General features: G+C 70.2%; 12 protein-coding genes. 10 read left to right on the forward strand and 2 right to left on the reverse strand.

Annotated features, from left to right (window positions below; translation table 11 throughout):
* Positions 1-1,094: chaperonin GroEL (gene groEL, locus AB0L53_RS58830; protein WP_364015700.1), on the reverse strand; the 1,094-nt coding region annotated here is incomplete at its 3' end.
* Between the two features lie 202 nt (positions 1,095-1,296).
* On the opposite strand from groEL, the gene AB0L53_RS58835 reads away from it, so the two are divergent.
* Together AB0L53_RS58835 and AB0L53_RS58840 are read left to right on the forward strand one after the other, a co-directional pair.
* Complete coding sequence (locus AB0L53_RS58835) at positions 1,297-1,935, forward strand: TetR/AcrR family transcriptional regulator (RefSeq protein ID WP_364015703.1); 639 nt, start codon at positions 1,297-1,299, stop codon at positions 1,933-1,935.
* An 83-nt stretch (positions 1,936-2,018) separates the two neighbouring features.
* Positions 2,019-3,524 carry a carboxylesterase family protein gene (locus tag AB0L53_RS58840; protein ID WP_364015706.1) on the forward strand — a complete coding sequence of 502 codons (1,506 nt, stop codon included), beginning with the start codon at positions 2,019-2,021 and terminating at the stop codon, positions 3,522-3,524.
* A 122-nt stretch (positions 3,525-3,646) separates the two neighbouring features.
* Here AB0L53_RS58840 and AB0L53_RS58845 read toward each other — a convergent pair whose 3' ends face one another.
* The gene (locus tag AB0L53_RS58845) at positions 3,647-4,270 is read right to left on the reverse strand and encodes a TetR/AcrR family transcriptional regulator (protein ID WP_364015709.1); all 624 of its coding nucleotides are present in this window, start codon (positions 4,268-4,270) and stop codon (positions 3,647-3,649) included.
* A 120-nt stretch (positions 4,271-4,390) separates the two neighbouring features.
* On the opposite strand from AB0L53_RS58845, the gene AB0L53_RS58850 reads away from it, so the two are divergent.
* The 8 genes from AB0L53_RS58850 (at position 4,391) to AB0L53_RS58885 (ending at position 11,599) form a co-directional block, all read left to right on the forward strand.
* On the forward strand, positions 4,391-5,002 hold the full coding sequence (locus AB0L53_RS58850) for an NAD(P)H-dependent oxidoreductase (protein ID WP_364015712.1): 612 nt from the start codon (positions 4,391-4,393) through the stop codon (positions 5,000-5,002).
* A 33-nt stretch (positions 5,003-5,035) separates the two neighbouring features.
* Positions 5,036-6,049 (forward strand): aldo/keto reductase, encoded by a 1,014-nt coding sequence (locus tag AB0L53_RS58855; protein ID WP_364015715.1) that lies wholly within the window; start codon positions 5,036-5,038, stop codon positions 6,047-6,049.
* Between the two features lie 78 nt (positions 6,050-6,127).
* On the forward strand, positions 6,128-6,661 hold the full coding sequence (locus AB0L53_RS58860; RefSeq protein WP_364015718.1) for a PadR family transcriptional regulator: 534 nt from the start codon (positions 6,128-6,130) through the stop codon (positions 6,659-6,661).
* Positions 6,658-7,398: an ABC transporter ATP-binding protein gene (locus AB0L53_RS58865; protein ID WP_364015721.1), complete on the forward strand. Its 741-nt coding sequence runs from the start codon at positions 6,658-6,660 to the stop codon at positions 7,396-7,398. Before AB0L53_RS58860 ends, AB0L53_RS58865 begins: the two co-directional genes overlap by 4 nt.
* Before the next feature lie 5 nt (positions 7,399-7,403).
* A complete protein-coding gene (locus AB0L53_RS58870) occupies positions 7,404-9,194 on the forward strand; it encodes an FtsX-like permease family protein (protein ID WP_364015724.1) in 1,791 nt (596 codons plus the stop codon).
* A gap of 149 nt (positions 9,195-9,343) precedes the next feature.
* A complete protein-coding gene (locus tag AB0L53_RS58875) occupies positions 9,344-10,411 on the forward strand; it encodes a hypothetical protein (RefSeq protein WP_364015727.1) in 1,068 nt (355 codons plus the stop codon).
* Positions 10,412-10,526: 115 nt separating this feature from the next.
* The gene (locus AB0L53_RS58880; RefSeq protein ID WP_364015730.1) at positions 10,527-11,360 is read left to right on the forward strand and encodes a class I SAM-dependent methyltransferase; all 834 of its coding nucleotides are present in this window, start codon (positions 10,527-10,529) and stop codon (positions 11,358-11,360) included.
* Between the two features lie 113 nt (positions 11,361-11,473).
* Entirely contained in the window at positions 11,474-11,599 is a 126-nt protein-coding gene (locus AB0L53_RS58885) for a hypothetical protein (protein WP_357957063.1), read from the forward strand.
* Positions 11,600-11,644 lie beyond the last annotated feature (45 nt).

Consider the following 11,644-nt stretch of genomic DNA (forward strand, 5'->3'; position numbering starts at 1 on the left):
TGGAGCTTCTCACGGTCGTAGTCGGAGTCGGTCCGGTCGATCTCGGCGCGGATCTCGTTGACCCGGCCGGCGATCTGCTCGGGGTCACCGGCACCATAGACGATGGTGGTCTCGTCCTTGGTCACCACGACCTTGCGGGCGCGGCCCAGCTGGTCGAGGGTGGCGTTCTCCAGCTTGAGGCCGATCTCCTCGGTGATCACCTGGCCACCGGCCAATACCGCGATGTCGCCCAGCATGGCCTTGCGCCGGTCGCCGAACCCCGGAGCCTTGACCGCGACCGACCGGAAGACGCCCTTCATCTTGTTGACGATCAAGGTGGCCAGAGCCTCGCCCTCGACATCCTCGGCGATGACCAGCAGCGGCTTGCCGGACTGCACGACCTTGTCGAGCAGCGGCACCACCTCCCTGTTGGCGGCGACCTTGCCGTTGACGATCAGCACGTACGGATCGTCCAGGACCGCTTCGAGCCGGTCGGAGTCGGTGATGAACAGCGGGGCGATGTACCCCTTGTCGAAGCGCATACCCTCGGTGAGCTCCAACTCCAGGCCGAAGGCGTTGCTCTCCTCGACGGTGATGACGCCTTCCTTGCCGACCTTGTCCATCGCCTCGGCGATGAGCGAGCCGATCTCGGGGTCGGCGGCGGAGATGGAGGCGGTGGAGGCGATCTGCTCCTTGGTCTCCACGTCCTTGGCCAGCTTGGACAGCTCCTCGCTGACCCGCTCGACCGCCGACTCGATGCCCTTCTTCAGCGACATCGGGTTGGCGCCGGCGGCGACGTTGCGCAAGCCCTCGCGCACCAGCGCCTGGGCGAGCACGGTGGCCGTCGTGGTGCCGTCACCCGCGACGTCGTCCGTCTTCTTGGCGACTTCCTTGACCAGCTCGGCGCCGATCTTCTCCCACGGGTCCTCGAGCTCGATCTCCTTGGCGATGGACACACCATCGTTGGTGATCGTGGGAGCGCCCCACTTCTTCTCCAGCACGACGTTGCGGCCCTTGGGACCCAGGGTCACCTTGACCGCGTCGGCCAGCTGGTTCATGCCGCGCTCGAGCCCACGCCGGGCATCCTCGTCAAACGCGATCATCTTCGAAGCCATTCCTGCTCCTGCTCTCGATAGGGGCTGTCCGGGACGGCGCCCGCGACGGACGGCCCGCCGACAGGCGGACCTCGCCGTCCCGGCGCACCCTGCCGGTTGGCACTCTCCAGGGGCGAGTGCCAGGCGTCCCGTCGCACTCTACCCACAACTTGCGTGACGCGCACCTAGTGCGTGTCGCGCATCATCCGATAGTGTCGCTCCCATGAATGACGACGCCCCCGACCTCCGGGCGCGCAACAAGCAGGCCACCCGAGAGGCGATCAGCCACGCCGCGCTGCGCCTGGCCATCGAGCAGGGCCCGCACGGGCTGGCTCTGGTTCGCGTCCATGACATCGCCACGGCCGCGGGAGTCTCATCCCGTACGTACAACAACTACTTCTCCAGCAGGGCGGAGGCGATCTGCGCCTTCCAGGCCGACCAGGCCGGCCGGGTGGGGCAGGCGCTGCGCGCCCGGCCCGCCGGCGAGCCGCTCGACCAGGCCGTCATCGCGGCCGTGATAGTGCTCTACACCGACCCTGAGCCCGACAAGGCCGGACTGCGCATGATCATGTCGACGCCCGAGCTGGAGGGCGAGGCGCTGAGGGCGTTCACCATGGCGGAAGGCCCGCTCGCCGAGGCGATCGCGGCCCGCACCGGCACCGACCCCCAGCGCGACCTGTTCCCCGCCGTGACGGCCGCCGCGGTCGCCGCCGCCATCCGGGTGGCGGGGCGACGCTGGCTCGAGCCCGGCAATACGGAATCCTTCGCCGCGATCCTGCGCGGCGCCCTGTCCTGCGTCGTTCCCGCCGCGCCACCTGAAGCGCCAGCTGGTGAATCCGTGCGGCAGCGGCCCGCCCGATAACCAGGTGCGGCGAACCCGCGGTTCGGGCGAAGATGGCCGCGCCTGGCTGTGGGAGCCGGCACTCCCTGGATGAGGAGCGTGCCATGAGCGCCATCGGATCCGCACACCCGGAGGTCCAGGTGGGCACAGGACGGCTGCGCGGGCGGATGGAGGACGGCGTGGCCGTCTTCCGCGGTGTGCCGTTCGCGCGCCCGCCGGTGGGCGCCCTGCGACTGGCCGCACCGGCGCCGGCCGAAGCGTGGGACGGGGTGCGCGAGGCCGGGGCGTTCGGTCCGCGTCCGCCGCAATCCAGGTTGCTGGGCGCGGCCAGCGCGGACGGCGCGGACGGTGACTGGTTGACCCTCAATGTCTGGTCCCCCGACCCGGGCACCGCCCGGCTGCCGGTGATGGTGTGGATTCAGGGCGGGGGCTACATGTACGGGTGGTCCGGCGACCCCCTCTTCGACGGCCGCGTGCTCGCCCGGGACGGCGTCGTCGTGGTCACCGCCAACTACCGGGTCTCCGCCGAGGGCTTCGGACACTTCCACGGGGCACCGGCCAACCGCGGGTTCCTGGACCAGGTGGCCGCCCTCCGCTGGGTGCGGGACAACATCGCGGCCTTCGGCGGCGATCCGGACCGGGTCACCGCCTTCGGAGAGTCCGCCGGCGCCGGGAGCATCGCGGCTCTGATGACGATGCCGAGCGCCGCGGGCCTGTTCCACCGGGCGATCGCGCAGAGCGTGCCGGGCATCTTCTTCTCCACTGAGCTGGCCGCCGACATCGCCGCCGCGGTGGCCGGTGAGCTGGGCCTGCCCCCGCTCGCAGGCGAACTCGCCCGCCTGTCGCCGGAGCGGCTGATCGACGCCGGGGACGCGGTGGCGGAGAAGATGGGCGACTGCCCGCAGTGGGGCCACGCCGCGCACGTCCGGACGCCGTTCGCGCCGGTCGTGGACGGCGAGGTGCTGCCCGCGGTGCCGTGGCGGTCACTGGTGGACGGGGCCGCGCACGAGGTGGAGCTGATCGTGGGTCACACCCGCGACGAGTATCGGCTGTTCATGGCCATCAGCGGCGACATCGGCCAGATCACCGCCGAACAGACGGACACCGCGCTGCGGGTGCTCACCCCGGACCCGGAGGCCTATCGGGCCGCCTACCCGGGGGCCGACGAGGAGCGGCTGTACGAGCTGGTGCACTCCGACTGGTTGTTCCGGATGCCTTCCGTTCGGCTGGCCGAAGCTCGCCAGAAGCACGGCCGCGCCTATCTGTACGAGCTGACCTGGCCGGCCCCCGGCATGGGCGGAGATCTCCTCGGCGCCTGTCACGGGCTCGGCCTGCCGCTGACATTCGGCAACCTGACCGCCGGCTCGGCAGGATTGCTGATCGGACAGGAACCGCCCCCAGCCGCCGTCGAGTTGTCGGCCCGGGTCCGCGCGGCATGGATCGCCTTCGCCACGACCGGAGACCCGGGCTGGCCGGCGTACGAGCCGCGGAACAGGCACACCTGGATCATCGACGCCGAGCCCGACATAGCGGCGTATCCGGAGGAGGCATCCCACGAGCTGTGGGCCGGACACGCCTTCGACCCCCTCGCGTTGCGGGCGCGGCCGTAGCCGTTCCGGCCCGAGACCCAGCCCGGTACATGGGCCCTGGCAGGATGCCCGACAGGCGGCACAGGAGCGGCTTCAGGCGCTGATGGACGCCACGCCCAAGGGCGGCACGGAGATCGCTCGCATCAGTGGCGGCAGCCGTACAGGAAGACGTGGACGCCAGAGGTGACCATGTCGTCGATCGCCTGCTCGCTGGGAACGGTGCCGCGGCCGGACAGGTCGGTGGCCGAGATCAGCAGCATGAGCTGAACGGCCGCCCGCTCGGGTTCCTCGATCCGGAGCAATCCTTGGCCCGCCCACTGCCGTAGGTACTCGGCGAGCTCGCGGCGGACCCGTAGCGGCCCGGTCTGCTGCCAGGTGTCGATGGCGCTCTGCGGGATGTGCCCGGCCTCGGCGTTGATCTGGCGGACCAGGGCGAAATGCTCGGCGTGCTCGGCGGTCATCGGCGCGGCGAAGGCGCGGCCGAACTCCACGAGGTCGGACTCCAAGTCAGTGATCTTGCGTAGGTGCCGGTCGATGATGACGAGCTGGGCCTCGGCCGCCCGGGTGGCGCTGTCTTGAATGACGGTCTGGAACAGCTCGGTCTTGTCGGTGAAGTGGTTGTAGATGGTGCGGGTGGACACCCCGGCCGCGGCGGCGATCGCGTCGATGCTGGCGCGGGTGTAGCCGTCGCGGGCGAACACGGTCAGGGCTCCGGCGAGGATCGCGCGGCGCTTGTCGGCCAGACCCCCGCGAGGGCGAAGTTTCATGGTGTCTTCCCTGGTCATCGCAGCCCTTCAGCATTTTTACAGTCATCGTTTTACTTTCTACCATGCACGTTGTACTTTACCTCAGGTCGCACCACCACGGCGCAATGAGGAGAAATACGCATGACCAGGATCGCCATCATCATCGGCAGCACCCGTCCCCGCCGCAGGACCGCCGTCGCCGCCCGGTGGGTCGCCGAGGTGGCCGCCCAGCATCCCGCCGTGGCAGCCGGACAGGCGGCCTTCGAGGTCGTCGACCTGGCCGAGTACGGGCTGTCAGTGCTGGACGAGCCCGTGCCAGCGCTGTTCGGCGACTACCGCAACGCGCATACCGCCAGGTGGGCCGAGACGATCCGATCGTTCGACGGGTTCGTCTTCGTCACCCCGGAGTACAACCACTCCGTCCCCGCCGCGCTGAAGAACGCGATCGACTTCCTGTTCGCGGAATGGAACAACAAGGCCGCCGGGTTCGTCAGCCACGGCATCCACGGCGGCACCCGCGCGGTGGAGCACCTGCGGCTGACCATGACCGAACTCCAGGTCGCCAATGTGCGCACCCAGGTCGCGCTGTCGGCGTTCACCGACTTCGAGATCACCGACCCGGCCGAGCCCGGTGTCATCGCGCCAGGCCCGCATCAGGAGCCGGCCCTGATCGAGCTGCTCGACGAGGTCATCGCCTGGTCTCAGGCCCTCAAGCCGCTGCGCGAGGTCACCTCGCACGCGCTCTCCGCCTGACACACGCCCATCAGGGGAAGAAGGAGCGATCTCATGCGTTACCGACTGCTGGGCCGTACCGGACTGCGGGTTTCTGAGGTGTTCCTGGGCGCGATGACCTTCGGTGAGGCGGGGTTCGGCACGTCCGGGCAGGAGTCTGGCCGCATCCTGGACGTGTACGCCAAGGCCGGGGGCAATGTCGTCGACACGGCGAACTTCTATGCCGACGGCCAGAGCGAAAGCCTGCTCGGCGCTCTGCTGGAGGGCCGCCGAGACCGGTTCGTCGTGGCGACCAAGTACACCGTCTCACGCGACGGCACTGATCCGAACGCCGCCGGCAGCCACCGCAAGAACCTCACCCTGTCACTGGAGGAGAGCCTGCGGCGGCTGCGCACCGACTATCTCGATCTGTACTGGGTCCACCTGTGGGATCGGCACACCCCGATCGAGGAGACGATGCGCGCGCTGGACGACGCCGTCCGCGCGGGAAAGATTCTGTACGTCGGCATCTCTGATGCCCCCGCCTGGATCGTTGCCCAAGCCAACACCCTGGCCGAGATACGCGGCTGGACACCATTCGCGGCCCTGCAGGCGCCCTACAACCTGCTCAACCGCGACATCGAACGCGAGCTGCTGCCGATGGCCGAGGCGTTCGGCCTGACGGTCGCCGCCTGGGGACCGCTCGCCCACGGCGTCCTGTCGGGCAAGTTCACCCGCCCCCGAGGTCCGCAGGAAAGCACCCGGATCGCCCCCGGCTCGCTCGGCGCCCGCGAGCACGCCGCCGCCCGGGCCGTGCAGGAGGTCGCCGGCGACGTGGGCGCGACCCCCGCGCAGGTGGCCATCGCCTGGGCGCGGGCGCGCTCACGGGCCGTGCACCCGATCCTGGGCGCCAGAACCAGCGAGCAACTCCAGGACACCCTGAGCGCCCTCGATCTCGTCCTGCCCGACGAAGCGCTGCGACGCCTGGAGGAGGCCACTGACTTCACCCTCGGCTTTCCTGGCGACTTCCTCGCCGAGGCAGGCCAGGCCGTGTTCGGCGAAGCCTCCGCCCGGCTCGACGGGAGGTGACCGCCGCCAGCGGGGAAGAGCGTTTTGACACCTCCTACGGGTAACCGCTATCTATTGGCTAACCGTTAGGGGGATGGGGTGCAGGACGCAGTGCTGGCGATGCTCGCCAAGGAGCCGTCACACGGGTATCACTTGCACGCTCGGCTACAGCGAACTCTCGGCCCGCTGGGCGAGTCGATGAACCGCGGCCAGATCTACGTGACGCTGGCCCGGCTGGAGAAAGCCGGGCTCGTTGTCTGTGAGCGGACGGACGGCCTGCCCGAGCGGCCCGAGCGCAAGGTCTATGAGCTGACGCCGGCCGGGCAGCAGCGGGTGGCCGCCTGGTTGGCCGAGGTGGGCTGGCCGAAACCGGACCTGGCGGAGTTCCATCTCAAGCTCGCCGCGGCCGCCGCGGCCCGGCTCGCCGACCCGGTCGAGCTGGTGGCGGCGCAGCGCCGTGAGTTGCTGCGCCGCTTGCGTGAGGTGCAGCAGGCGGCGCTGGTCGAGCCGCCGGGGTCGGGCGCCGGCCTGCTGCTGGAAGGGGTCGTGCTGCGGTTGCAGGCGGACCTGCGCTGGCTGGATTCCTGTGAGCAGGCCTGGTCCAAGGCCGATGACGAAGTCGAGGGCGCATGAACGTGTCAAGTGCCGTGGTCCGGGCCTGCGGCCTGGTGAAGACGCACGGTCAGGGGCAGAGCCGGGTCCGCGCGGTGGACGAGGCCGACCTGGAGGTGCCTCAGGGGGAGACGCTGGCGGTGATGGGGCCCAGCGGTTGCGGGAAATCTACTCTGCTGCACCTGCTGGGTGGCCTGGAGCGGCCCACCGATGGAGAGGTGTGGGTGGCCGGGCGGCGCATCGACACGCTGAGCGAGCGGGCTCTGGCGCGCCTGCGGCGCCGGTCGGTGGGGTTCATCTTCCAGGCCTTCCACCTGGTGGAGGAGTTGTCCGCGGCCGAGAACGTGGAGCTGCCCGCGCTGCTGGCCGGGCGCTCGCGCCGCCAGGCCAGGCGGCGCGCGAGCCTGCTGCTGGAACGGGTCGGGCTCGCCGACCGTGCCCGGCATCTGCCGTCGCAACTGTCGGGTGGCCAGCGTCAACGTGTCGCCGTCGCTCGTGCGCTGGTCAACGAACCGCTGGTCGTCCTGGCCGACGAGCCGACCGGCAATCTCGACACCGCGGCGACCCTCGACGTACTGAGAATCTTCGAGGAGCTGCGTTCCGCGGGCCAGACCTTCGTGATCGTCACGCATGACGAGCGGGTCGCGGCCACCGCGGATCGGCTGATCTCGATGCGCGACGGGATGTTCGTCGACGACACCCGGCTGGCCGGCTCCCACCCGCGCGGGCTCGGCGGGCTGATCGGGCTGGAGGGCTGAACGGCATGGGCTCCATCGTGCTCGTCGTCCGCCTGGTGCTGGCCGACGTGCGACGACACAAGGTTCAGGCCGCGATGCTGCTGCTCGCGGTGACCGTGGCCACCGCCACGATGGCACTGGGCCTGTCGCTGAGCGGCGTGAGCGACGCGCTGTACGAACAGACCCGCGCGGCCACCGCCGGGCCGGACGTGGTGGCACTCTCCGGAGACGCGGGCCCCGCCGAGACCGCGGCTCTGGCCTCGCTGGCGGACGCTCCCGAGGTAGTCGCCCACCACGGCCCCTATCGCATCGTCTACGCCAACCTCACCACGCGCGATTCCACGACGTCCCCCGTGGTGGTGCACGGCTTCGCCGAGACGCCCGGCCCGGTCGACCGGCCGCTGGTGACCTCGGGTCATTGGGTACGCTCCGGCGGCACGGTCCTCGAACGCGGCTTCGCCACCGCACTGGGCGTCGGCGTCGGCGACCGCGTCACCATCGCCGGCCGCTCGTACCCCGTCCTCGGGATCGCCGTCACCGCGGCCACCTCCATCTACCCCTGGGCGGCGCAGATCGGCCCGGGCGGCGGCCCCAGCGACGCCAGCGGCCTGGCCTGGATGACCCGATCGGATGCCCGGGCCCTTGCGGCATCCCATGATCTCTCGGTGACCACGGCTGTGGACCTCAAGCTGCGCGACCCCGCCGCGACCGAGGCCTTCATCGACGCCCACAGCGACACCACCGTCAGGGTCAACTTCCACTCCTGGCAGTTCAAAGAGACACAGGACCTGGTCATCCTCAGGAACAGCCAGCCGATCCTGGTCGTCGGCAGCTGGCTGCTCAGCTTCCTGGCCATCACCGGAGTGGCGGCGCTGGCCGCGGGACGCGCCGTCGAGCAGACGCGCCGGGCCGGGCTGCTCAAGGCCGTCGGCGCCACCCCGGGTCTGATCGCCACCGTCCTGCTCACCGAGTACCTGGCGTTGGCGCTGATCGGCGACACGCTCGGGCTGGTGATCGCCCGCCTGACCGCGCCCGCCATCGCCAGCCCCACCGCCAGCCGGATCGGCGACGTGGGCGGGCCCGACGGCGCCACCGTCGTCACGGCGACCGTCCTCGCCGTGGCGGTGGCGGTGCTGTCCACGCTGCGTCCCACGCTGCGGGCCATGCGTACGGCGACCGTCACGGCGCTGACCGCCACCGCGCGCCAGCCCCGTCGCCGGCCCTGGCTCACCGCGCTGTCCGCGCTCCTGCCCACGCCGCTGCTGCTCGGGCTGCGGCTGACCGCCCGCCGGCCGGGCCGCGCCATACTGCAGGCGTGCTCCACCGCCACCACAGTGATCGCGATCGTCGCCCTGCTGACCATCTACGCCCAGCCGGAGCGGGGCTACGGCCTGGACGGCTCCTCCGTCCTGCCCAACCTGCGGGGCGAGCACGACCGCCGGCTGATGCTCGCCGTCACCATCCTGCTGATCGCGCTCGCCGTCGTGAACACCCTGACGTTCACCTGGACCACGGCCATAGAGGCCCGGGCGAACATGGCCATCGCACGTACGCTCGGCGCCACCCCCGGACAGATCACCGCGGGCCTGTCCACCGCCCAGCTCCTGCCCAGCCTGCCCGGCGCGGTCATCGGCATCCCTCTGGGCATCGGCCTGCTCTCGCTCTTCACTGCCAGGAACGCGGTGGAACCCCCCTCCTCCTGGCTGCTCGGCGCCGCGCTCGCGACTCTCCTGGCGACGGCGGCACTCACCGCCCTGCCCGCACGCCTGGCGGCGCGCCGGCCCGTGGCGCGGGCCCTCAGCGCCGAAACAGCCTGACCGGCCCCGCTCAGAGGCCTCATCCGAGCATTCACCGACGAGCGGCCCGGAATGAATCGATTCGATCGACGGGAAGGAAGCATGAAGTGGCATCTGACGCCGCCGGCATTCGGCGATTAGCGGTGGACACGGGAGAGCCCCGCGGATGGGTGTCTCCCAGGACAGACCTGGTGACGGCACTGCTCAGCATCTGGTTCGGGGTCGGACTGATGATCGACGCCTGGGCGCACAGCAACCTGGCGCAGCTGGAGACGTTCTTCACTCCATGGCACGCGGTGTTCTATTCCGGCTTCGCCGTGGTCTCCGGCTGGATCATCTGGCAGGTGTGGCGCAACGTGCGCGCCGGGCGGCAGGGGCTGGCGGCCGTCCCCACCGGTTATCTCGCCGGGCTGGTGGCGATTCCCGCATTCGCCGTCTTCGGGTTGGCCGACATGATGTGGCACACCATCCTCGGTATCGAGACGACCATCAACATCTTCTTCAGCCCGTCGCACCTCGGCCTCGTCGTGACGATGATGCTCATCATCACGACACCGCTGCGCTCGGCATGGAAGGCCCCCGATGTCGGCGCCCGGCCGTCGCTCGGCCGCCTGCTGCCCGCGCTGATCGGGCTCGCGTTCGCCACCACGTTGGTGTCGCTGTTCCTGTCGTACGGCGGCGCCATGAAGTACCGCCCCGAGGGCATCGTCCGGGCTTTGTCCATGTTGCACAACGCCGGCGGCGGTGCGGGGGGCGCCGGCCCCGTAGCGATGGGCCCGGGCGCCGAGCAGGTGGCCGTCGCGATGGTCGTCACCAACGTCGTCGTGCTCAGCCCGGTGCTGTTCCTGGTGCGCCGCTGGCTGTTGCCGTTCGGCTCGGTGACCGTCATGTACGCGGTGATGGCGCTCATGCCGGCTGCCCAGACGGGGTTCCGCAACGTACCGATCTTGTTGTCGTTCGTGATGGCCGGGGTCGTGAGCGACCTGCTCATCCGCCGGCTGCGGCCGTCGGGTGAGCGGCGCGCCGCCTACTGGGCGTTCGCCGGGCTGTCGGCCCTCGCCACCTGGTCGCTGTACATCGGGGTCGCCTCGGCAATGGGGGGCGGCCTGCCCGCCGTGCCCGAACTGTGGACCGGAGCGCCGGTCGTCGCCGGGCTGATCGGGCTGGCACTCGGGGCGCTGCTCCTGCCCAACGCCGTCTCTGTCAGTGGACGTGGGATTCTCCGAGATCAGGACTGAGCGCCCGACAACAGACAACGATACATCGCGGCGACACTAGGTAATCGTATCGCTACGGACAGTCACCGATCGGGTATGGTCGCGTTGATCACGCGCTCTCCCTTAAGGCTTTCACATGACTGTCACCAAGCTCGACGCTGCCGCACATCGCCGCTGGCTGGGCAAGTCCATGGCGCTGAGCTGCGGGCTGTGGGAGGGGACGAACGACCTCGACACCGCCCAGCTCGCGAAATTCCGGCTGCTGAGCGACTGGGCGGAGGTGAGCGCCCAGTCACGCGTCCTCGACGTGGGCTCGGGCTACGGCGGCTTCCTGAGCTACCTGAGCCGAGAACGCGGTGTGGCGGCCGCCTGCGGTGTCGACGCCTCCGCTCACGCATGCCAGGAAGCCGAGGGGTTGCGGCTGCGCGGGGTGACCATCCATCAGGGCGACTACCGCGCCTTCACCCCTGACCGGCCCTACGACGCGGTCGTCAGCATCGGGCTCCTGGAGAACGTGGACGGCACGCCCGACGCCTACGCGGAGTTCTTCGCCCACGCACACGCGTGGACCAGGCCGGGCGCCCGCCTGGCACTGGAGAGCACGATCCGGGGGCACAGCGAGAGCTGGCCGGCCGAGGCCGAACGATACGTCGAGGCGATGCGACGCCTGCGTCTGACCGGCACCGTTCTCACACTCGACCGGCTCCTGGCCGCCTGCGGGCGTTGGTGGGAGCCGATCCACGTACGGACCCACCGCGACGACTACGCGCGCACCTTCGCGACCTGGGCCACCCAGCTGCGCGGGTGCGGGATCGCCGAGCGCGATGAGACGGCACTCGCCGACTGGCTGGAGTTCACCACTACGGGCACGGCGCTGTTCCAGCAGGGCGCCCTGTCCGTCGCGCACTTCGGACTACGCCGAATAGATCAACCGACGCGCCCGCCGGCCGCACCAGGTCCGCAGGTGTGAAGACACCCGGGCCCCGGGCCCGGCCCACGAGCCCCGCGATCAGATATCGCGAGGATCCGGTGAGGCACTCAGTCCGCACCGGCGGCACCCTCATGCACGAAAGGAGAGAGAAGATGCTTTCGACGAGCACCTCGACCGAAACCCTGAGCGCCTGCCCGATCGAGATGGAAGACGGCAAGCTTCTGGTCGCCCCGATCACCAGCAGCAGCAGTTCAGCCGCCGTCGCCATGGAGGAGTAAACGCGAGAAGCGGGTGCCGTGTCCCGGTCATCGGACCGGGACACG

Origin of the sequence: Nonomuraea sp. NPDC052129 (genome assembly GCF_040680095.1) — a bacterium.
Taxonomy (GTDB): Bacteria; Actinomycetota; Actinomycetes; order Streptosporangiales; family Streptosporangiaceae; genus Nonomuraea.

Coding starts and splice junctions, on each gene's coding strand:
- AB0L53_RS58845 (WP_364015709.1), bottom strand. CDS start 4,270: ATGAAACTTCGCCCTCGCGGGGGTCTGGCCGACAAGCGCCGCGCGATC.
- AB0L53_RS58880 (WP_364015730.1), top strand. CDS start 10,527: ATGACTGTCACCAAGCTCGACGCTGCCGCACATCGCCGCTGGCTGGGC.
- AB0L53_RS58855 (WP_364015715.1), top strand. CDS start 5,036: ATGCGTTACCGACTGCTGGGCCGTACCGGACTGCGGGTTTCTGAGGTG.
- AB0L53_RS58865 (WP_364015721.1), top strand. CDS start 6,658: ATGAACGTGTCAAGTGCCGTGGTCCGGGCCTGCGGCCTGGTGAAGACG.
- AB0L53_RS58885 (WP_357957063.1), top strand. CDS start 11,474: ATGCTTTCGACGAGCACCTCGACCGAAACCCTGAGCGCCTGCCCGATC.
- AB0L53_RS58870 (WP_364015724.1), top strand. CDS start 7,404: ATGGGCTCCATCGTGCTCGTCGTCCGCCTGGTGCTGGCCGACGTGCGA.
- AB0L53_RS58835 (WP_364015703.1), top strand. CDS start 1,297: ATGAATGACGACGCCCCCGACCTCCGGGCGCGCAACAAGCAGGCCACC.
- AB0L53_RS58840 (WP_364015706.1), top strand. CDS start 2,019: ATGAGCGCCATCGGATCCGCACACCCGGAGGTCCAGGTGGGCACAGGA.
- AB0L53_RS58850 (WP_364015712.1), top strand. CDS start 4,391: ATGACCAGGATCGCCATCATCATCGGCAGCACCCGTCCCCGCCGCAGG.